The organism is Bacillus arachidis, from assembly GCF_030285945.1.
GTDB lineage: Bacteria > Bacillota > Bacilli > Bacillales > Bacillaceae_G > Bacillus_A > Bacillus_A arachidis.
The window spans coordinates 3740407-3761948 of sequence record NZ_CP127376.1 but is presented as its reverse complement, the minus strand read 5'-3'; the positions used below and the strand labels follow the sequence as shown (position 1 = coordinate 3761948).

At 35.9% G+C, this 21542-nt stretch carries 25 protein-coding genes, 1 pseudogene and 2 riboswitches; of the genes and pseudogenes, 18 read left to right on the top strand and 8 right to left on the bottom strand.

What is annotated here, in order from left to right:
* Positions 1–246: 246 nt before the first annotated feature.
* Together metC and QRY57_RS21025 are read right to left on the bottom strand one after the other, a co-directional pair.
* Positions 247–1410 carry a cystathionine beta-lyase gene (metC, locus tag QRY57_RS21030; protein ID WP_286016020.1) on the bottom strand — a complete coding sequence of 388 codons (1164 nt, stop codon included), beginning with the start codon at positions 1408–1410 and terminating at the stop codon, positions 247–249.
* Complete coding sequence (locus QRY57_RS21025) at positions 1407–2519, bottom strand: methionine biosynthesis PLP-dependent protein (RefSeq protein ID WP_026589930.1); 1113 nt, start codon at positions 2517–2519, stop codon at positions 1407–1409. The genes metC and QRY57_RS21025 overlap by 4 nt, the downstream gene beginning before the upstream one ends.
* Before the next feature lie 94 nt (positions 2520–2613).
* A riboswitch (SAM riboswitch) is annotated at positions 2614–2726 on the bottom strand.
* A gap of 200 nt (positions 2727–2926) precedes the next feature.
* Positions 2927–3037, top strand: a riboswitch (SAM riboswitch).
* A 69-nt stretch (positions 3038–3106) separates the two neighbouring features.
* Between QRY57_RS21025 and QRY57_RS21020 the strand changes: the two genes are divergently transcribed.
* The 6 genes from QRY57_RS21020 to QRY57_RS20995 all read left to right on the top strand — a co-directional run bounded on the left by QRY57_RS21020 (position 3107) and on the right by QRY57_RS20995 (position 10927).
* Complete coding sequence (locus tag QRY57_RS21020) at positions 3107–4939, top strand: bifunctional homocysteine S-methyltransferase/methylenetetrahydrofolate reductase (protein ID WP_286016019.1); 1833 nt, start codon at positions 3107–3109, stop codon at positions 4937–4939.
* A complete protein-coding gene (metH, locus tag QRY57_RS21015; protein WP_286017917.1) occupies positions 4939–8337 on the top strand; it encodes a methionine synthase in 3399 nt (1132 codons plus the stop codon). The genes QRY57_RS21020 and metH overlap by 1 nt, the downstream gene beginning before the upstream one ends.
* Positions 8338–8355: 18 nt before the next feature.
* Entirely contained in the window at positions 8356–9414 is a 1059-nt protein-coding gene (gene murG, locus QRY57_RS21010; protein WP_090687496.1) for an undecaprenyldiphospho-muramoylpentapeptide beta-N-acetylglucosaminyltransferase, read from the top strand.
* Between the two features lie 50 nt (positions 9415–9464).
* A complete protein-coding gene (locus QRY57_RS21005; protein ID WP_286016018.1) occupies positions 9465–9767 on the top strand; it encodes a DUF3966 domain-containing protein in 303 nt (100 codons plus the stop codon).
* Between the two features lie 106 nt (positions 9768–9873).
* The gene (locus tag QRY57_RS21000) at positions 9874–10251 is read left to right on the top strand and encodes a nucleoside 2-deoxyribosyltransferase (RefSeq protein ID WP_026589935.1); all 378 of its coding nucleotides are present in this window, start codon (positions 9874–9876) and stop codon (positions 10249–10251) included.
* A 184-nt stretch (positions 10252–10435) separates the two neighbouring features.
* Positions 10436–10927: a hypothetical protein gene (locus QRY57_RS20995; protein WP_286016017.1), complete on the top strand. Its 492-nt coding sequence runs from the start codon at positions 10436–10438 to the stop codon at positions 10925–10927.
* A 38-nt stretch (positions 10928–10965) separates the two neighbouring features.
* Here QRY57_RS20995 and QRY57_RS20990 read toward each other — a convergent pair whose 3' ends face one another.
* Positions 10966–11277, bottom strand: coding sequence for a hypothetical protein (locus QRY57_RS20990; RefSeq protein WP_026589937.1), 312 nt, complete (start codon positions 11275–11277; stop codon positions 10966–10968).
* A gap of 251 nt (positions 11278–11528) precedes the next feature.
* Between QRY57_RS20990 and QRY57_RS20985 the strand changes: the two genes are divergently transcribed.
* The gene (locus QRY57_RS20985) at positions 11529–11744 is read left to right on the top strand and encodes a DUF3912 family protein (protein WP_026589938.1); all 216 of its coding nucleotides are present in this window, start codon (positions 11529–11531) and stop codon (positions 11742–11744) included.
* 347 nt (positions 11745–12091) lie between these two features.
* On the opposite strand, the gene QRY57_RS20980 is transcribed toward QRY57_RS20985, so the two are convergent.
* The 3 genes from QRY57_RS20980 to QRY57_RS20970 form a co-directional block, all read right to left on the bottom strand.
* Positions 12092–13507 carry an L-cystine transporter gene (locus QRY57_RS20980; protein ID WP_026589939.1) on the bottom strand — a complete coding sequence of 472 codons (1416 nt, stop codon included), beginning with the start codon at positions 13505–13507 and terminating at the stop codon, positions 12092–12094.
* Between the two features lie 87 nt (positions 13508–13594).
* The gene (locus QRY57_RS20975; protein ID WP_026589940.1) at positions 13595–13837 is read right to left on the bottom strand and encodes a DUF2626 domain-containing protein; all 243 of its coding nucleotides are present in this window, start codon (positions 13835–13837) and stop codon (positions 13595–13597) included.
* Positions 13838–13976: 139 nt separating this feature from the next.
* Positions 13977–14672, bottom strand: a complete 696-nt coding sequence (locus tag QRY57_RS20970) for a helix-turn-helix transcriptional regulator (protein WP_286016016.1) — start codon at positions 14670–14672, stop codon at positions 13977–13979.
* A gap of 204 nt (positions 14673–14876) precedes the next feature.
* Between QRY57_RS20970 and comGA the strand changes: the two genes are divergently transcribed.
* The 9 genes and pseudogenes from comGA to QRY57_RS20925 all read left to right on the top strand — a co-directional run bounded on the left by comGA (position 14877) and on the right by QRY57_RS20925 (position 19721).
* A complete protein-coding gene (gene comGA, locus QRY57_RS20965; protein ID WP_208018181.1) occupies positions 14877–15920 on the top strand; it encodes a competence type IV pilus ATPase ComGA in 1044 nt (347 codons plus the stop codon).
* Positions 15907–16947, top strand: coding sequence for a competence type IV pilus assembly protein ComGB (gene comGB / locus QRY57_RS20960; RefSeq protein WP_286016015.1), 1041 nt, complete (start codon positions 15907–15909; stop codon positions 16945–16947). Before comGA ends, comGB begins: the two co-directional genes overlap by 14 nt.
* Before the next feature lie 12 nt (positions 16948–16959).
* Positions 16960–17262, top strand: coding sequence for a competence type IV pilus major pilin ComGC (comGC, locus tag QRY57_RS20955; protein ID WP_026589944.1), 303 nt, complete (start codon positions 16960–16962; stop codon positions 17260–17262).
* Positions 17259–17702 (top strand): annotated as a pseudogene (comGD, locus tag QRY57_RS20950) (competence type IV pilus minor pilin ComGD); the annotation flags it as partial. The gene comGC and the pseudogene comGD, both read left to right, overlap by 4 nt.
* Entirely contained in the window at positions 17641–18000 is a 360-nt protein-coding gene (gene comGE, locus QRY57_RS20945) for a competence type IV pilus minor pilin ComGE (protein WP_231503886.1), read from the top strand. The pseudogene comGD and the gene comGE, both read left to right, overlap by 62 nt.
* On the top strand, positions 17987–18448 hold the full coding sequence (gene comGF / locus QRY57_RS20940) for a competence type IV pilus minor pilin ComGF (RefSeq protein WP_286016014.1): 462 nt from the start codon (positions 17987–17989) through the stop codon (positions 18446–18448). The genes comGE and comGF overlap by 14 nt, the downstream gene beginning before the upstream one ends.
* On the top strand, positions 18445–18831 hold the full coding sequence (gene comGG / locus QRY57_RS20935; protein ID WP_208018185.1) for a competence type IV pilus minor pilin ComGG: 387 nt from the start codon (positions 18445–18447) through the stop codon (positions 18829–18831). The genes comGF and comGG overlap by 4 nt, the downstream gene beginning before the upstream one ends.
* Positions 18832–18987: 156 nt before the next feature.
* Positions 18988–19485: a shikimate kinase gene (locus tag QRY57_RS20930; protein WP_286016013.1), complete on the top strand. Its 498-nt coding sequence runs from the start codon at positions 18988–18990 to the stop codon at positions 19483–19485.
* Positions 19486–19520: 35 nt separating this feature from the next.
* Positions 19521–19721, top strand: coding sequence for a YqzE family protein (locus QRY57_RS20925; RefSeq protein ID WP_026589949.1), 201 nt, complete (start codon positions 19521–19523; stop codon positions 19719–19721).
* 166 nt (positions 19722–19887) lie between these two features.
* Here QRY57_RS20925 and QRY57_RS20920 read toward each other — a convergent pair whose 3' ends face one another.
* Together QRY57_RS20920 and QRY57_RS27035 are read right to left on the bottom strand one after the other, a co-directional pair.
* Positions 19888–20520 (bottom strand): VC0807 family protein, encoded by a 633-nt coding sequence (locus tag QRY57_RS20920; RefSeq protein ID WP_026589950.1) that lies wholly within the window; start codon positions 20518–20520, stop codon positions 19888–19890.
* 354 nt (positions 20521–20874) lie between these two features.
* On the bottom strand, positions 20875–20982 hold the full coding sequence (locus tag QRY57_RS27035; RefSeq protein ID WP_307802265.1) for a GTP pyrophosphokinase: 108 nt from the start codon (positions 20980–20982) through the stop codon (positions 20875–20877).
* Positions 20983–21066: 84 nt separating this feature from the next.
* Between QRY57_RS27035 and QRY57_RS20915 the strand changes: the two genes are divergently transcribed.
* Complete coding sequence (locus QRY57_RS20915; protein ID WP_026589951.1) at positions 21067–21294, top strand: hypothetical protein; 228 nt, start codon at positions 21067–21069, stop codon at positions 21292–21294.
* Positions 21295–21385: 91 nt separating this feature from the next.
* A complete protein-coding gene (locus tag QRY57_RS20910; RefSeq protein ID WP_000064866.1) occupies positions 21386–21532 on the top strand; it encodes a hypothetical protein in 147 nt (48 codons plus the stop codon).
* The last annotated feature ends 10 nt before the right edge of the window (positions 21533–21542 follow it).

Here is a 21542-nt window from a genome sequence, read left to right as displayed (position 1 = left end):
ATAGAATGTAATTCTGGATGAAATGAAGGTATAGAATAACATAGTTTAAAAAAACATTTTCATTTCCCTAGAGGTTTACTTAAAACGATAAGTGGTGATGATATATGAATGGTGTATTATCTTAATTTGTAAATCATTGGTATCATAATAATAAATATAAAAGGATAGACCAAGTGGCTGTGATATGATTGATCTATCCTTTTCTTTATTTCAATGTTGAATGAAAACTGTTTGAATAAAAATTTCTTATGCATTCACGGGTTCTTCTACATAAGAAAGAGCGTTGTCAAAATCGGCAATTAAATCATCTATATTTTCAAGGCCAACTGATAAACGGAGCAATGAATTAGAAATACCTCTTTCATCACGTGCTTTTTGTGATAATGCGGCATGTGACATTTTTGCGGGATAGGAGAGGATGGATTCTACAGCTCCTAAACTTACTGCAAATACAGGCAGTTTGACTTGGGATAAGAATTGTCGCAAAGCATCTTCAGATTGCAGCGTGAAAGATAAAACAGCACCGGCAGATTGTGCTTGTGACTGTTGTATGTCATAGCCTAGGTGTGATTCTAATCCAGGATAATACACATTCTGAATTTTTGAGTGCTTTTGTAAGTAATGAGCAATTTTATTGGCATTTGTTGCTGAGTGTTCAAGACGTACGTGTAATGTTTTCAAACCACGAAGAACGAGAGAGCAATCTTGTGGTCCTAATATAGCACCAAATGCATTTTGCAAGAAGCCCAGTTTTTTAGCGAGTTCTTCATCTTTAACAACCGCTAACCCAGCTGTAACATCACTATGCCCAGCAATAAACTTTGTCGCGCTGTGGAGTACAACATCCGCTCCGAGTTCAAGTGGTTTTTGAAATAGTGGTGTTAAAAATGTGTTATCAACAAAAGTAAGAGCCCCAGCAGATTTCGCTAATTCACAAACCGCACGAATGTTAGTTACTTTTAATAAAGGATTGGATGGTGTTTCAATGTAAAATACTTTTGTATTCGGTTTAATATTTTGTTTGACTGCCTCTAAATTTGTCATGTCAACGAATGTATGTGAAACACCGTAACGAGAGAGGACCTCTGTTACAATACGATACGTTCCTCCATATACATCTTCTGAAATGAGAACATGATCGCCTTGTGAGAGAAGTAGAAAAGCAGTAGAAATCGCTGCAATTCCAGATGCGAAGGCAAATCCTTTTGTTCCCCCTTCTAATAAAGCAATGATGTCTTCAAGTGCATCACGAGTTGGATTCCCAGAGCGACTGTAGTCGTATTTTCCAAAGGTATCTACATCAAATTGATGAAATGTTGATGTATTATAAATAGGAACGTTAACAGCTCCTGTTTGAGAATCATGTTTATATTGGTTATGAAGTAAGAGTGTATCTAATGAATAACTCATATTCTCACACCTTCTTTTACATGTTTAATAGCTTGTTTCAAGTCTTGAATTAAATCATCTCCGTTTTCAATGCCGACGGAGAAACGGAGGAGACGATTACATACACCACGTGCTGTACGTACTTCCTCTGGGATATCTGCATGTGTTTGTGTTGCTGGATATGTCATTAAACTTTCAACCCCGCCAAGACTTTCTGCAAATGTAATTAATGATAAAGATTGTAAGAAAGAATTTATCCATTTCTCATCGAGAAGACGAAACGAAATCATGCCGCCTCTTCCTGGATAAAAAACATCGGTTACACCCTCTTCGTCGTTTAAATAAGAAACGATTTTCTTTGCGTTTTCTTCATGTTGTTTCATACGAAGAGCCAACGTTTTCATACCACGAATTAATAACCACGAATCAAATGGGCTTAATACAGCACCAGAGGCGTTATGATAGTGGGCAAGTTCTTCGCAAAGTGCCTGACCTTTTGCAACAACAAGGCCACTTAGTACATCATTATGACCACCTAAATACTTTGTCGCACTGTGAAGTACGATGTCTGCGCCTTTCGTCAATGGTTGTTGTATGTAGGGTGTATAAAAAGTATTATCAACAATCAAAAGGACCCCATGTTGTTTTGCAACGGCTGCGACAGCTGCAATGTCGGTTACTTGCATTAATGGATTGGTTGGTGTTTCTATGAAAATAGCTTTTGTTTGAGAAGAGATAGCTTTTTCTATCTGTTTTATAGATTGTGTATCTACGTATCTACATCGAATATTCCATTTTTCTTCATGTTCCGAAAATAAACGATAGGTTCCTCCATATAAATCTTCTGATATGATAAGTTCATCTCCAGAGCGGAATAAGGAAAGAATAAGAAGAACAGCTGCCATTCCAGAGCTACAGGCATAGCCTTGTTGACCTTCTTCTAAATCAGCAATTGCGCGTTCTAAAAGACCGCGTGTTGGATTTCCTGTTCGTGAATAATCAAAACCTGTTGATTTTCCAATTCCTTCATGGCGATAAGCGGTGGAAAAGTAAACGGGTGGGTTAACTGTTCCTGTTGTAGTTTCGCTTCGATTTCCAATTTGGGCTAGTTTTGTTTCGATTGTTGACATGTGAAATGCCTCCTTTATAAAGTGAAAAATTAATCAGCGGGATAAAAATAAAAAAGCCTTCTAAGAAGAAGGCTTTCATGCGAATATAGTCTTCTTCTTATCTTTCAAATTTGTTTACAATTTGCTGGAATTAGCACCTTATTAACGAACGTGTTAATGGTTGCTGAGGTGTCGTAGGGCCAGTCCCTCTACCTCTCTAGATAAGAATAGTTTGTATGAAATTTTATTATGCTTTTTACTTTACAACAAAAGATAATTGAATTGCAACTTAATTTTAAATATTTTTTATTTTTGAATTAATTATATTGACTTTCAGTTTACCCCATGCTAAGTTTATTAGAAAATTAACAAAGATTGTTAAAAGGTACACGTATTTCCTTTAAAAATAGATTAATAATAAAGAAAAACTCTTATTGAGAGCGGTGGAGGGACTGGCCCTGTGAAACCCGGCAACCTTCAAACGAAATGTTTGAAACGGTGCTAATACCTGCAAAACAATTCGTTTTGCATGATAAGAGGAGGATTCATGATGTCCCCCTCTTCAAGGTGAAGAGGGGTTTTTATATTGATAGAAAAGAGGGAGATAGGTGAAAATTCTAGATTTATTATCGAAAGGAATTGTTATTGGTGATGGTGCAATTGGCACATTATTACATTCTCATGGTTTGCAAAGTAGTTTTGAGGAACTAAACTTATCTGATCCAGATCTTATTATATCTATTCATAAACAATATGTAGCTGCTGGAGCAGATCTTATTCAAACAAATACATATGGTGCAAATGAGGCGAAATTGCGTATGTATGGTTTAGAAAACCGGGTCGCCCAAATTAATAAAGCCGCAGTCAAACTTGCAAAAGCGGCTGTGACAGACAAGAATGCAATTTTAGGGACGATTGGTGGTATGAAGCATATCGGAGCCGTCACAACGACTGATATGGAACGAGAGTTTATGCTACTTGAACAGGCCGGGGCATTATTAGAAGAAAAGGTTGATGGATTATTATTAGAAACCTTTTATGATGAATTTGAATTGTTACATGCCGTAAAAGTACTACGAAAACAAACAGATATTCCAATTATTGCACAGCTGGCGCTTCATGAAGCAGGCACAACACAAAATGGAAATGATGTAAATGAAGTATTAAAACAGCTTTTAGATTACGGTGCGAATGTAGTTGGATTAAATTGTCAGTTAGGCCCGCTTCATATGACGGAAGCTTTTAAAATGATATCGATTCCGAAAAATGGTTATTTATCAGCTTATCCAAATGCGGGCCTTCCAAACTATGTAGAAGGACGGTACGTATATGAAGGAAGCCCTGCTTATTTTGAAGAGATGACACCGAAATTTATTGAACAAGGTATTCGTTTGCTCGGAGGGTGTTGTGGCACAACACCAGCACATATCGAAAGGATGAAGCGTGCGATTGCGAATGTAACGCCTGTTACAGAAAAACAAATTGTTCAAAAACAACAAGTGGTTCATATGCAAACAAAACGTGCTAGCACTCATGTTACTCTTGCAGAAAAAGCGAAGAAGCAAACAACAGTGGTTGTTGAATTGGACCCTCCCAAAACATTGGATACGCAGCGTTTTTTTGAGGGAGCAAGGGCATTGAAAAGAGCAGGAGCAGATGTAATTACGTTAGCAGATAATTCGTTAGCATCTCCGCGTATTTCAAATATGGCAATGGGAGCATTATTAACGAAGCATGACATTCCGGTGCTAATGCATTTAACGTGTCGTGATCATAATGTCATTGGTTTACAATCACATTTACTTGGTTTATCAGCTTTAGGAATAGAAGAAGTGCTAGCCTTAACGGGTGATCCGGCGCGAGTTGGGGATTTTCCAGGAGCGACTTCTGTATATGATTTGTCTTCTATTGAATTAATAAAAATGATTAAAGAAATGAATGATGGCCGATCCATATTAGGGAAATCTATTGGTCCTGCGACAAGATTTTCTGTTGGAGGAGCTTTTAATCCACATGTGAGGCATTTAAAAGCAGCGGTGAAGCGGATGGAGAGAAAAATCGCAGCGGGTGCAGAATATTTTTTAACACAGCCTATTTACGATGTAGCTTTAATTGAAGAGGTGTATGAGGCAACAAAACATTTAGAACAACCGATTTTTATTGGAATTATGCCTTTAGTGAGCAAACGAAATGCTGATTTTCTTCATTTTGAAGTGCCGGGTATTACTCTACCTGAGGAAGTAAGACAGCGAATGGATGGGCATGAAACACAAGGAGCTGCAGTTGAAGAAGGAATTCGCATTTCACAAGAATTAATTGATACCGCGATGAAATACTTTAACGGCATTTATCTCATTACACCATTTTTGAAATATGAAATTACAGAAAATCTTGTGAAGTATGTGAAAGAAAAGCAAGAAATGAAAGAGGGAATCTATTGATGAGACCGATAGAAGAGAGATTACAACATGATATTTTAATATTAGATGGTGCGATGGGAACGATGATTCAGCAGGCGGATTTAACTGCTGGAGATTTTGGCGGAGAAGAATATGAAGGGTGTAATGAATACTTAGTAAAAACAAGGCCAGATGTGATTTTAGGTATCCATAAAGCTTATATTGAAGCTGGTGCGGATATTATTGAAACAAATACGTTTGGTGCTACAAATATTGTATTACATGATTACGAGTTATCTCATTTAGATGAAGAGTTGAATGAAAGAGCAGCCCAGCTAGCAAAGCAAGCTGTAAGTGAGAGTGGTAAAGAAGTATATGTAGCCGGTGCGATGGGACCAACGACAAAAGCAATTAGTGTAACGGGTGGTGTAACATTTAATGAATTAATTGAAGCATATACGAGACAAGCACGAGGATTATTGCGGGGCGGCGTTGATGTGTTGCTTGTTGAGACGAGTCAAGATATGCGTAATGTAAAAGCGGCGTATTTAGGGATCCAGCAAGCATTTACAGAAGTGAATTATACTGTTCCTCTTATGATTTCAGGAACCATTGAACCGATGGGAACAACATTAGCGGGACAAACGATAGAGGCATTCTATTTATCAGTTGAGCATATGAAACCATTGTCTGTCGGATTAAACTGTGCTACAGGCCCGGAATTTATGCGAGAACATATTCGTTCTTTGTCGGATCTTTCGGAGTGTTATATTTCTTGCTATCCAAATGCTGGTCTTCCAGACGAGGATGGACATTATCATGAGTCACCGACTTCACTTGCAGAAAAGGTGAAACAGTTTGTTGAAGAAGGGTGGATTAATATTATTGGCGGTTGTTGCGGGACAACACCTAATCATATAAGAGCAATTAAATCTTCACTCGAGTCTCTTAAACCACGCGAGAACCATGAGCGGGAGGGGCATGGAATTAGTGGCTTAGAAGCATTGCAATATGATGATTCTATGAGGCCGTTATTTGTTGGAGAGAGAACAAATGTTATTGGATCAAGAAAGTTTAAACGATTAGTAGCTGAAGGGAGTTTTGAAGAGGCTGCTGAAATTGCGAGGGCGCAAGTGAAGAAAAATGCTCATATTATTGATATTTGCATGGCAGATCCAGATCGTGATGAAGTGGAAGATATGGAGAATTTTTTGACAGAAGCAACGAAAGTATTAAAAGTTCCGATTATGGTAGATTCAACGGATGAGAATGTTATGGAAAAAGCTCTTACGTATATACAAGGCAAGGGCGTTATTAACTCTATTAATTTAGAAAACGGAGAGGAGCGTTTTGAGAAAGTGACGCCGCTTCTCCGGAAATATGGTGCAGCAATTGTAGTTGGGACGATTGATGAAGAGGGCATGGCAGTTAGTGCAGAAAGAAAGTTAGAAATCGCAAAAAGAAGTTATGAATTATTAACGAAGAAATACGGTATACGTCCCTCGGATATTATTTTCGATGCACTCGTTTTTCCAGTTGGAACTGGTGATGAAGAATATATTGGATCGGCAGCAGCGACGATAGAAGGAATTCGTCTTATTAAAGAAGCGCTGCCAGAATGTTTAACGATTTTAGGAGTAAGTAATATATCGTTTGGTTTACCGCCAGCGGGTCGCGAGGTGTTAAACTCGGTCTTTTTATATCATGCAACAAAGGCTGGGCTTGATTATGCTATCGTGAATACTGAAAAGCTAGAGCGCTATGCATCAATTCCAGATGAGGAAAAGGAAATAGCAGATGCACTATTATTCGAAACAACGAAAGAAACTCTAGAAGAATTTACGAATTTTTACCGAGTTGCCAAGAAAAAAGAAGTGATTATACAAGAAACATTAACGCTTGATGAAAGGTTAGCAAATTACATTGTAGAAGGAACGAAGCAGGGCTTACATGAAGATTTAAGTCTTGCGCTAACAGAAGGAAGAAAGCCACTTGATCTTATTAACGGTCCACTTATGACCGGGATGGATGAAGTAGGTCGTTTATTTAATAACAATGAGCTTATCGTTGCTGAAGTATTACAAAGTGCTGAAAGTATGAAAGCCGCTGTTGCATATTTAGAGCCTTATATGGAATCTAGTGATAGTGCGAAAAAAGGAAAAGTATTGTTAGCAACTGTAAAAGGAGACGTACATGATATTGGCAAAAACCTTGTAGAAATTATTTTATCGAATAACGGCTATGAAATTGTTAATTTAGGAATCAATGTACGCTCCGATCGCATTGTTCAAGAAGTGAAAGAAAAGAAGCCAGATATTATCGGACTTTCGGGATTATTAGTAAAATCGGCACAACAAATGGTAGCAACTGCCGAAGATTTACAAGCGGCAAATATTGATATTCCAATTGTTGTAGGTGGTGCAGCATTGACGAGAAAGTTTACAGATAATCGTATTTCACCTTCTTATAATGGACTTGTGTTATATGCAAGCGATGCGATGATAGGGCTTGACCTTATCAATCGATTACAAAAAGAAGAAGAACGAGAAAAAATGAAGCAGGATAAAAAAAATCGCTGTATTCATGTTGTGAAACAAGAGGAGAAAAAAGTGGAGATACCAGTTGGTATTGAACCGTTGCCACGAGCGAAAGTCATGGTGCCAAACTCAACAAAGCGGGTCGTACTTCGTGATATTCCAGTTTCACACCTTGCACCATTTTTAAATAGACAAATGTTAATTGGTCATCATCTTGGTTTAAAAGGAAATGTGAAAAAGTTATTAAAAGAAGGTGATAAGAGGGCACATGAATTAAACGATTTAATTGATGAGTTATTGCAAGAAGGACAGTCCTGGCTAAAGCCAAAAGTTGTGTATCAATTCTTCCCTGCTCAAAGTGACGGACAAACTATTATTATTTATGATCCAGAAGACCATACACGTGTACTAGAGCGTTTTTCATTCCCAAGACAAGGAAAAGCACCGTACCGTACATTAGGAGATTATTTACGTCCTATTGGTGATGAAATGGATTATGTCGCCTTTTTATCTGTTACAGTTGGACAAGGTGTTCGAGAAATCGCGGAGGAGTGGAAAGAGAAGGGGGATTATTTACGCAGTCACGCTATTCAATCATTAGCGCTGGAACTAGCAGAGGGACTTGCTGAAAAAACACATATGTTGATTCGTGACCGCTTTGGAATTCCGGATTCACCGGAGATGACGATGGAAGAACGATTTCGTACGAAATATCAAGGGATTCGCGTTTCTTTTGGTTATCCAGCTTGTCCAGAACTTGCTGATCAAGAAAAATTATTTCGTTTAATTCAGCCAGAGGAAATCGGAATCTCACTAACAGAAGGATTTATGATGGAACCTGAAGCATCTGTAACGGCAATGGTATTTGCTCACCCCGAAGCACGATATTTTAGTGTACTATAGTGTAGAAGGGGGAGAGGTATGAAAAGAATAGTCTTTACAGGCGGTGGTTCAGCTGGACATGTGACGCCCAATTTAGCAATTATTCCACATTTGCAAGAAAAGAATTGGGATATTTCTTATATTGGTTCTCATCAAGGAATTGAAAAAGCGATTATAGAGAACGAAGGAATCCCATACTATGGGATAGCAAGCGGAAAGTTGCGCCGTTATTTTGATTTGAAAAATATAAAAGATCCTTTTCTTGTTATGAAGGGTGTCATGGATTCTTATATACGAATACGAAAATTAAAACCGGATGTTATTTTTTCAAAGGGTGGTTTTGTATCTGTACCAGTAGTGATTGGTGGGTGGTTAAATCGTGTACCAGTTTTGCTACACGAGTCTGATATGACACCAGGGTTAGCGAATAAAATTGTACTCCGCTTTGCTTCGAAAATATTTGTTACATTTGAGGAAGCTGCGAAGCATTTGCCGAAAGAAAAGGTTGTTTATACAGGTTCACCCGTGAGAGAAGAAGTGCTACGCGGAAATCGTGAAAAAGGATTGAACTTTCTTGGATTCCATACTAGAAAACCGGTCATCACGGTTATGGGAGGAAGTCTAGGGGCAAAGAAAATCAATGAGGCAGTACGAGAAGCATTGCCACAGCTCCTTAAAATTTATCAAGTTGTTCACCTATGTGGAAAAGGAAATTTAGATGGGAAGTTACAAGGTATAGAAGGGTATAGGCAATTTGAATATGTACAGGATGAATTACCAGATGTATTAGGGGCAACGGATTTTGTCATCTCACGTGCTGGATCAAATGCGATTTTTGAATTTTTAACATTGCAAAAGCCAATGATTTTAATTCCACTACCGAAAACTGCAAGTCGCGGTGATCAAATTTTGAATGCACAATCGTTTGAAAGACAAGGGTATGCATCCGTTTTATATGAAGAAAATGTAACAGTGACATCTCTTATAAAACAGATAGAAAGTTTAAATCATAATTATGAGAAGTATAAAAAAGAATTAAAAAAATATAGTGGAAAAGAAGCAGTGCAGACTATTGTGAAATATATTGAGGAGGCATGATTTTAAAAAAATCATGCCTTTTTAAATAGAATGAAAGGTTCGAAGAATTATTGTATTTATGGTACAATAACAGAGATTTAATAGGGGAATTTCAGTTCTTTGAGCGTGAAAATACGAATGGATTAGGAGTGACTGTGTTGGAGCTGAGTCTCTATGAAAATGCTGCTCTGATTATATGTTTTGTTTTGTATGTTGGTAGTGTTATTGTTTACATTTCAAGAAAATTTTCACAAGAACGAAACTTAGAGAAATCAGAAATAACAGCTGAGTTAGAAATGTTAGCTGATGAAAGTGATAAAAAACAAAAAATAAGAGAAGATCATGAGGTGCCCCACCACTTAAACGTAAAATAAGTTTTAAAGGTGGGGATTTCTTTTGGCGAAATCCTTCTATATTTATTATCATGAACGCTAAAAAAGAGTTTCCCTTTAGGTTTATAAAGGTAAGGGGTTAATTAAGATGAATTTCTATATAGCATCGAGTTTTCAAAATAAACATCTTGTTCAATTTGTAGCGAGTAAACTGAAAGAAATAGGATGGCACCATACATATGATTGGACTCAAAATGAAAGAGCAACGAATAGGAAACAATTACAGAAGATTGGTCAAGCAGAAAGACAGGCAATTCAAGCTGCGGATGTTTTTCTGCTTTTACTAGATGGAGGAAATGGTAGCCATATAGAACTTGGTATGGCAATTGCTTTAGAAAAGAAAGTCTATCTGTATCATAAAAATAATCTGCTACAAACAACGTTTTACCATTTACCAGAAGTAAAGATTTTTGAGGGGGATGTGGCGGGATTTGTATCCTACGTTATGAATCAAGGTGATGTATAATGCAGATTTCGAATACGATATACGATAATTTTAAAATATTTAAAAACTGGGAACAATGAAAGCTGTTGGAATAGCCATTAATGTGTAAGGCTTCTCTTCTATCCAAGAATTTGAGAAGATGTAATTAAACAGCGAAAGAGAAAAGTAATTAAAGGATATATTTAAAAATAAAGGAGTTATGAATATGAAACTAGAACGAGGATGGGAAACAAACTTCTTAGAAGTTGTACAAACAAGTGCATTCAAAAAAGGTGCGCTGCGTAGCCAGTTACTTTGTGTGGATGGGGAAGAAGTAGAAGAACTTGCAGACGATTACGGGTATGACGAAATTGTAAATCGTGAACATGATGAAGAGCTTGCAGAGATTTTAGGAGAAGAACTCTTTAGTGAAATGGAACGTCACGTATTCTTATCTTCGCAACCTGAGGAAAAGCTCATTTCATTTGTAAATGGATTAGGGTTTCATATTCTAGATTGGATCGTTCTCCTTGAAACAGAATTTGGTATAGATAGTGCAATATTTACATCTGATGTAGTAAAAATGATTGAAAAGCGTTTTAGACAGTTCCCATATATAGAAGATAAGACAATTTTTGATATGACAATTGGAGAAGCAATGGATGCATTAGAATCTGTGACGAGTTTACAATTGAAAGAGAAGATGAATATTCAATAATGAAAATGAAAAAGAACGTGAGATGATCACGTTCTTTTTTACATAATAATCACTTTGTCAGTTAATTTTTTTTGTCCTGTAAGAAGTGCATTCAAATACTCGACTTTTCGTATACAAGATTGAATGTGTTTTTCAACTTCTTGTAACTCTGCTTGGTGGTGCGTTTCAATCGGATGAATTTGCACGTTAAACTTTTCAAATTGACTACTATATGTGATTTCTGCATAGCCGCTCATGATATCTGTTTGATTATGAAATAGAAATTGTTTTGCTTCTTCACAGTATGTTACATCTTGAAATCCATATGATTTTAATGCTTCGATTACTTTTGTAATAATTGTTATATCCATTTTTCTCCCTCTTTGCGAAGTTCTGCTTTTCTATTATAACATGAAAACGGCAAAAGAAAGCGTTTCCAATCGCTTGTTTGCATATTTTTTACATATAATTTATCAAAATGAAACAAAGAAAAAATAATTGTAATAAAGGAAGGACTCTTTTACTTTTTTATCATATATATACAGAAATAGTGCAATGAAAGGAAAATTTCTGAAAAGAAGGTAGTATTCCGAAGTTGAGCGTAGTAAAAGAGGTGAAAATTTTGAATTTTGATATTATAGGGCAAAAAGCATATATAAAAGACGGACCGTACCGGAATCGAATTGGAATTGTAAAGCAAAAAGGAAAGCAGGAGGGATCGAATTTTTTCCTTGTTATTGACGAACAAATCGTTGATGTGGAACTAAAAGATATTGTTTTAGTGGGAGTAGATGTGCGGCAATTTCATGAGTGGTGCGAGCAAAATGGCTATTTGTAAAAAGGACGGGTTGTGAAGTGAAACGTTAATTTTTATTTTGTAAGAGAAAAGGTTCGTTTTGAATAATAGAAAGAAGTTTTGACATGCATCAATAGGCAATATTGAGAAGGATTATGTTCAAAAAAGAGCGTATATCCTCTTTTTTTACGTTTATTTAGTAAAGAAGAAATGAAATATTGTAGCAATATTGAAACGAAATATTTTAATGGGAAATCCAGAAAACAATGTGAAGGAATTGGATCTTTTGGAGCAAAAGAAGCAGATTAGTTATGTAAAATAGTGATTATAGGGAATAAAAAAGGAATGCAAATGAATTAGCATTCCTTTTCATGAAAGTTCCCTCTTTCTTATGAAGCGACTTCCTTACTTTTTACATCCTCTTGATTATATGTCTCATGATCTAATTCACCAAGCCATTTACTAGAAATAAGACCTGCTGTCATTGATCCACTTACATTAAGAGCTGTACGGCCCATATCGATTAATGGTTCAACAGAAATAAGAAGAGCAACAATTCCGATTGGTAAGTTCATTGTTGAAAGTACGATTAATGCTGCGAATGTTGCTCCGCCACCCACACCGGCAACTCCGAAAGAGCTAATAGCGACAACAGCGATTAAAGTTAAAATGAATTGTGGTTGTAATGGATCGATACCTACTGTTGGAGCGACCATCATTGCGAGCATAGCTGGATAAATACCTGCACAACCATTTTGACCGATAGATACACCGAAGGAAGCGGCAAAGTTTGCAATTCCTTCGGATACACCAAGTTTTTCTTTTTGTGCTTCAATATTTAATGGCATTGTACCTGCGCTAGAACGAGAAGTAAAGGCAAATGTTAATACTGGAAATACCTTTTTTAAATATTGAACTGGGTTTAAACCGGATAGAGCGATTAATAATAAGTGAATAATAAACATAACGATAAGTGCTACGTAAGATGCTAAAACAAAATTACCGAGTTTTAAAATGGCATTCACATCACTACCAGCGACTGTTTTTGTCATAAGAGCTAATACACCGTATGGAGTCAGGCGTAAAATTAACGTTACCATACGCATTACAATAGCATATACAGCATCGAGCATCTTTTTAAATAGTTCAGCTTGTTCTGGATATTTTCTTTTTACACCAATAAAGGCGATTCCAATAAACGCTGCAAAGATTACGACAGAAATTGTTGATGTTGGACGTGCACCTGTTAAATCAAGAAATGGATTTGTAGGTAATAATTCTAATAATTTTTGTGGAATTGGTGTTTGTTCAATTGAACTGAATTTTTCTTCCACTAATTTCAAACGAGCTGTTTCTGCATCACCTTGTTGTAAGCCAGTAGCTTGAACGTCAAAACCTGCGCTTGCGGCGATACCAACAGCGGCAGCGATTCCAGTTGTAAGGATTAAAATGCCAATAATAAGTCCGCTAATTTTACCAAGGTTACTTGTTAATTTTAATTTTGTAAATGCTGAGATAATAGAAACTAAAACAAGTGGCATAACAATCATTTGTAGTAATTTCACATAACCACTACCAATTAAGCTAAACCAGTTATTTGAATCCACGATAACTTTAGAAGTAGGTTCATAAATGAATTGTAAAATAAGACCAAATGCAATTCCGACCCCTAAAGCAGTAAATACGCGTTTATTAAAAGATACATGCTTACGTTGCATATAATATAAAATGCCAACTAATATAAGCATGACCACTATGTTAATTCCGACTAGCAGTGTATTCATAATAATTCCCCCTAATTCCATCTGTTATATAAAATATATTTCAACAAAACCTATAAGTCAACTAGGTAATTGAGGGGAATAAAAAAAGGATGGCAAATTGCCATCCTTTTAATGCCCAGCGCCAGGGACAAGTAGAAATGTTGTGTAGTATGTAAATCCAATGAAGAAAACCGTTAAATAGGCCCCGAATACGTATATATACATACGCTCTGTTAATTTCAAATAACTTAAAAGTACGAAAAATCCTGTTTGTCCTAAAAATAATAGTGCAGTTGTATGCATATCCCCTAAGTAAAACATAACCGAGAAAATTCCAGTCCAAAAGCCGAGAACGCGAAACATGCGCTCCATGCAATCTCCCTCCTTTTCTAAAAAAGTAAACCTCTCCTCATTATAATTTATTTTTCTTATTATTGTAAATATTTGCGAAAAAAAGAAAAGAAGCCAAATCAAATTGACTTCTTTTTGACATAATTTCATATAAAAACAATTATAGTTGGACTTTGTAGTTACAAGACTTGCATCCATCTAATAAGTTCTCATGTCGTGTTAATTCCATGTCCGGAAATAAAGTTCCAAAAATCCCCTTCATCATATCGCTATGCATATGGCAAACTTCTTCAGGGTGATGAACGGCAACTTCCTTAAATGGACAATTGTACACGTCATAGAAAATTTGTGTGCCATCTGTGCTTAATTCAAAGGAAGGGGATAAGCCAGCAGTTGATAACGCTTCTTTTGCAATTTGAACTTTGTCTTCTAATGTTAATGAATCTTTATTAACATTTAAACGCTGCATGTGTTGTTCCATCAATTCTTTACCAAATTGTTTGCCCGTTTCATATAGTGCCTTTTCACCGGCCGCACCGAGGCTTAGTAATGAATTAAAAGTGATTTTCGCTAATAATTGATAATCACGAAATGGGAATTGCAATTGAATTAAGTCTTCAGACAATACATATAATCTGCTTGGTCTTCCGCCTTTGCCTGTTTTCTTCGTTTCAGATTTCAACATATTAACATCTTCTAATTTTGATAAATGTAGACGTGCTACGTTTGGATGGATATTAAATTCATCTGCAATTTCTTGTACAGTTACGTAACTATGCTTTTGAGAAATGTATTTATAAATATAATAACGAGTTGGATCAGATAGTACACCTGTAATTTTTAAAGCTTGTTCCATGAGGATCTCCACCTTTATCACTTTATCCAAGATATTAACATTATAATACAGATAAAGTTGCATATAGGTGATTTTAGTCAATAATTCAGAAATTGTTCATAATTTCACAAACATATTTTACCTTTTTCTAGTAGAGAAAAAGGTAAAGTTACGATTTTTCTTATATATTCCTTTGTGATATATACATTGTGAGGAGGGATAACGATGAATGGTGTTGAACATTTTGCCAATACAATTATGAAGGAAGCATGTGCATTACAGGCATCTGATTTACATATTGTGCCGCGGCAAGAAGATGCAGTCATACAATTGCGTATTGGAAAAGATTTGGTAACGAAGCGTTGTATTAGAAAAGAATTTGGGGAAAGACTTGTTTCACATTTTAAATTTTTAGCGTCTATGGATATAGGGGAAAGACGTAAGCCACAAAATGGATCATTGTATTTACAAATTGATGGACAAGAAGTTCACCTGCGTCTCTCTACACTGCCAACTATGAATTTAGAAAGTCTCGTTATTCGTTTGCATTTGCAAGCATCGATTCAACCACTTTCCCATCTCTCTTTATTTCCAAGTTCGGCAAAAACACTTCTCTCTTTTTTACATCATTCTCATGGATTACTCGTGTTTACTGGTCCGACAGGATCTGGAAAAACGACGACAATGTATGCTTTGCTAGAGGTAGCGAAAAAGGGACAAACGCGGCGTATTGTTACACTTGAGGATCCAATCGAAAAGCGAAAGGATGGTTTATTACAAATTCAAATTAATGAAAAGGCCGGTATCACATATACAACAGGTTTAAAAGCGATTCTGCGCCATGATCCTGATATTATTTTAGTCGGTGAAATTCGTGATGAAGAAACAGCAAAAGTAGCTGTGCGTGCGAGTTTAACAGGTCATTTAGTAATGACAACGTTGCATACAAACGATGCAAAAGGGGCTGTGCTACGTTTGATGGATTATGGGATTACGAGGCAAGAAATTGAACAATCATTGCTTGCGGTGGCAGCGCAGCGTCTTGTGGAATTGAAGTGTCCATTTTGCAAAGGAAAATGTTCGCCATTATGTAAAGCGATGAGGCAGGTACGGCAAGCTAGTATTTACGAGTTGTTATATGGCCATGAATTGAAACAGGCTATTCGTGAAGCAAATGGAGAGCGTGTAACTTATCATTATGAAACATTGCAATCATGTATAAGAAAAGGATATGCCCTAGGTTTTTTAGAAGAGGATGTTTATGTTTGAGCGAAAAGGATGGCGATTACATGAACAAGTCTTGTTATTAAGAAGACTTGGAGAATTGTTAGAAAAAGGCTATCCTCTCTTACAAGCGCTAGAATTTTTACAGTTTCAATTGTCCTCTACAAAACGGCTACAACTGCAGCATATTATCGAAGAATTAAAAAATGGACAAAGTTTACACGATGCTTTTCATCAAATGATGTTTCATCCAGACATATTAAGTTATTTATTTTATGCGCAGCAACACGGTGATGTTTCTTTTGCTTTAAAGCAAGGAAGTGTACTCCTTCATAGAAAGGAGAAGCATCAAAAGGATATGATGAAAGTTCTCCGTTATCCGATTTTTTTATCTCTTTTTTTACTAGGAATTCTTGCTGTATTTAACCTTGTTTTGCTTCCTCAATTTGAGACATTGTACAGTTCTTTACGTGCAACCTCTGCTTCTTTTACTGATCAGATTATTAATTTTATCCAAATACTCCCATGTATAATGAGCGGATTTTTTCTTGTTATTGCACTTGGAGTATGTGTATACGTGTTTTATCTACGAAAGCTTCCTCCGATTCAAAGGGTAAATATTATAGTGCGTATTCCCCTTATAAATACATTTCTTATTTTAACAAATTCTCATTATTTCTCTGTTCAATTAAGCGGCTTACTACAAGGAGGATTATCAGTACTTGAAGCTCTAACATTAATGATGGAACAAAAACATCATTCGTTTTTTCAATGTGAAGCCACTCGGATTGAAGAGTTGTTAATTGCGGGGGAACAGTTGGATTCTATTATTATGAAGAGCAGTTATTATGAGCGTGAACTGTCTTACGTTATTGCGCATGGACAAGCAAACGGAAACTTAGCGACAGAATTAGGCGATTATAGTGAATTAACGATTGAAAAAATGGAAGGAAAGATTCAACGTATTTTAGTTATTATTCAGCCGCTTTTGTTTACATGTATTGGCATAATTGTTGTTCTTATGTATTTAGCGATGATTATGCCGATGTTTCAAATGATGAATTCTATTTAGGAGGTAGTTTACATGAAGAATGAAAAAGGATTTACTCTTTTAGAAATGTTATTAGTGATGGTTGTTATCTCGGTATTGCTGTTATTAATTATTCCAAATGTCATTAAACAACGTTCTTCTGTACAAGGAAAAGGTTGTGACGCTTATGTGAAGTCTGTTGAAGCGCAAGTACAAGCGTACCAGTTAGAAAAGAATAAGATACCAACAATAGATGATTTAATAAACGAAAAATACATTACTTCTACAACGTGTCCAAAAGGGGAGCCAATTAGTATCTCCAGTGAGGACGGTACAGTATCGGTTGGTAAATCGTGAAACAAAATGGCTTTACATTTTTAGAGATGCTTCTCGTCTTATCTATCATTTCTATATTAAGCATTGTTACTTATTTTAACGTTGCTCCGTTATATGAGAGGCAAAAGGTCGAACGTTTTTTTAGACAATTCTCACAAGATATTTTGTATATGCAGCAGTTAGCTATAAACCACCGGAATCTGTATATGTTGCGGTGGGTCCCTGAGAAACATATGTACAGTATTTGGGAATCAGGAGATGCACGTGCCCTTATGCTCCGGGAATATGAACGTGATATAAAGGTTGATTTAAATACTTTTCCGAACCCAATGACTTATAATGCAAACGGAAATATAAACCAAGGTGGTACAATTCTACTTTTTTATCGTGCACGCACTTATGAAATTGTATTTCAACTTGGAAGAGGGAGATTTACCTATCGTGAAGTGCCAAAAAGGGTCAGTTATGATCGAAATGATCGTATCGTTAAGTTTATTGATGTTGGCTGTGTCGCTAGTGCTTCCCCAAACACTTCTCATCATGCAAGAAAGAAAAAATATTCAACTTCGATATAAAGCATATGTATTGCTGAAAAGGGAAGCGGCATTATATATGCATCAAAATCAGTTGAAGCAGCAAAAAGAGGAGATGATAGATGGCGTTATGTATGTGACATATTTGCGAGGAGAAGAGGCTTGTACAATTTGGAGAGATACGAAACAAAGGAGAATAGAACAATGTCGCCATGTTAAAAAATAAAAAGATAGAAGCGGGGTTTACTTTATTAGAAATGATGTTATGTTTATTGTTTTTATCTATTTTCTTTCTTCTTGTGCCGCGCCTTCATAGTTTATTTATTGAGAAACCATATTCGAAGCAGATAAACAGTTGGGAATGGGATGTGTTCATGGAGCAAGTACAATTAGAGTTTCGAGAATTTCAACTTAGGAGTAATGTTCAGTTAGGGGATGAAGGAAATATAATACTTTTTCAAATGAGTAATGGTGATAATATCACATATGAAATGTTAGGAAATAATATTGTGAGAAAAGTAAATACACTAGGAAGGGAAATTATATTACAAAAGGTAAGTTCAGTTTCTTATGACTTAACACCATATATGCTATCCATACATGTGCAAGATATAAGTGGAAAAAAGTATCATGGGGTAGTAACGCGATACACACTCCCTGAGATGAAGTCATGAGAAATCAAGATGGTTTTGCTTTGCCCAGTACATTAATTCTCCTTTTCTTACTGTTTTCATTCTTTATATATGAGATAAATATGTTGCAATCTGATCAAAGATTTTATAAAGAGGCGCAGCAGAAATTTTTATTAGAAGAGATTACGGATCAAGCGATCATCTCAATAAAGGCAGATTTGCAGGAGAAAGAACAAAATGATGTGTTTGCCTTTCAATATGAAAATGGTGAAGTGAGTGGGAGATATGTATTTGAGAATGACATTATCTTTGTTACCTTGCAGTGTATGACGAAAGAGCGCCGTTCTTATAAGGTGAACTTTCAGTACGATAAAACAAATAGAAAGGTTATGAATTGGGCGGAAGAGCGAGGAAATGGAAGTTGAATTACAAGTACGTTTTGTTCTTGATACAAGATTGAGGACAAAACGTTTTTTTAGTAATTTGTGCAAGTAGTATATAAAATAAACCACATCAGCTCATCTTTCGTTATAATACAAATAATTAAACAAGGACCAACTTGGTAGAAAAGAGGTAACAAAATGAGGGCCATATATATAACAGGCTATATGGGAGCCGGAAAAACAACAATTGGGAGAATGCTAAGTGAGAAATTGCATATTCCAGTTGTAGATACAGATCAAAAAATTGAAGAGAAGCAAGGGAAGGTGATTCGCGATATATTTGCGGAAGAAGGGGAGGGCTCTTTCCGCAAATATGAAAGCGAAACGCTGCGCTCTTTACCGACGAGTGACTTAATTATTACAAGTGGTGGAGGGATCGTTGAGCAAGCTGAGAATCGTCAGTGGATGAAAGAGAATGGAACGATTGTGTATTTATATTGTGATCCGTATGTTATTGCAGAACGTCTTCGCGGGGATACAACGCGTCCATTATTTCAAAAAGAGAATATAGAGGCGTTTGTAGAGAAGTTTGAAAAACGCCGAGTATATTATGAAGAAGCAGATATACATATTGATACAACAAATAAAAGTGTGAAAGAGATTATGGAAGAACTAGAGAAAAAGATTAATGAATAAAAAAATGGACATACTAATCAAGTAGAGGTGATAATATGTCTACTAATGATTATGTGCGTTTTGTAACGCAACAATTTGTATCATATATGGATGCTCCAAAAGAGGATCGAAAGCAGAAAAAACAACAACGCCGCTCTGAAAAAGCGCCATTTTTAAACAGATGGTTTGGTATGATACCACTTAGTGCTGCTTTGTTTTATCAAAACGTAAAGAAGAAAAGAAAGCAATCAAGTTAATAAATGAGTGAAATGATTTACCACTAGTAAATATACTAGGGCGGTATAGGACAATTTTGGCGATGGGTGTATACTTGTCATTGATTCGACAGAGAAGCCTAATAAAAATTCCCCAGTGCAATATTGCACTGGGGAATTTTTATTATTTCTTTTGATAGTTTCCAACTTATTGTGTAGATTCTGTTTGTTCAGTTACTGCGTATATTTTATTATTAACCCATACAAATCCTATTCCAATACATATGGAGATCCCCCAGCCAACAGCGGTCATGATTGCTCGCATTTCACCATATCCTTCTACACCAAAAACAGAAATGAAATAGATTTTTAAAAAGCTTTTTAAAATGAATTGGAGACCGAAAAATAGTGTTAAATATTTCAAGGCCGGATATATACGTTTGTCACGGTAAAGAGCGCGACTCTTATCTCGGTCATGTCCTTGCAAGACTGCGATATCAGCAGCGAAATATAACATGAGCGGTTTTTTAATAAAGATTGTACAGATGACAATGCAGCCGAGTACGATATGATAATATGCGTCGTTCCAAAGCATTCGCGCAGCAGAGCCAGATAGTATGTCTACTGTCGTGTTAGCAATGAGGGTGATCAAAATAAAGAACCCTGTAACGTTGAACTGTTTTTCTTTCTTAAAGCAGTACAGTGTATAAAGAATTCCCGGTACCGAGGAAATAAGCATTGCATAATAAGGATCAATATGTGCTTTTGCAAATTTCCAAATGACAAAAGGGAAGACGAGGTAAAAGACAATATCGAATATGGCTTTCTTATTTTGATTCATTATAGACCTCCTTAAGTAATAGATATATTTTACAATATAATTTCTGAATATTGTACAGGATTAGTTGATAATTAAAGTTAATAAACGATATCCCACTTCTTTTTAGTTGAAAGAGAGGATTTAGCGATGCATAGAAGTAATTAGAGTTTATTCCTACCTCATGCCAAGTAAAAACAGAAAGAGAAGCAAACACGTGAAATCATCTTCCCTTCTTCGCGGTGGTGATTTTAATTTGAGAACTTGTATACAAGTGGTAGGTTAATGTTTCGGAAACGTTTTGAGCGTGTACGAAATGAAGCAAAAGTCATAATTTAGTAGAAATAAAAAAGATTGCCCCTAGCGTGGTAATCTTTTTTAGTATATAATAATTAAAACGCTTTCATTTTTAAGGGTTTGTTCACAAAATTGACGAAAACTTAAGTTATTCCTATCGTCATGTTGTTTTATAATGAAACTAATCATCTATACATGCATACAATATTGTGAAATAAATAACATAAATAATCTATATAAATGTAAACGTTATCAAAGAGAGAGGTGGAGACAATGAGTAAATTTTTCTTCAATCATAATCCAGCAACAATAGAAGATGGAAGGCTTGTAGAATATGCTGAAATTATTTATGGTGAAGGTGGCCGTTCTGTATTAGAAAATTTAATGGTGAAAGCATCTATCAGGTTGCGTGATCGTTATCCGCATAAATCTGACGAACAGATCTCTTATCTTGTAAATCAAGGCTTACACGATATGTTTCAAAAATATGTGAAGGAATAAGAGGAGCGAAAAGCTTCTCTTATTTTTGTATAAGGATTGCACCACTAGCTGACAATAAGAATGAATTTGAAAAACATAAGGGGTGAAAAAAATGAGTAATGGCGTAGGACGTTCAAAAAAGAATCTTCCAACAGATGCAAACCATGTGAGTGCAAAAGATAGGGAATATCAAAAGCGAATGACAGAAAAACAGCAACAAGAACATAATGATGGCCGGAAGTATAATGGGAAAATATAAGAAAAGCTCC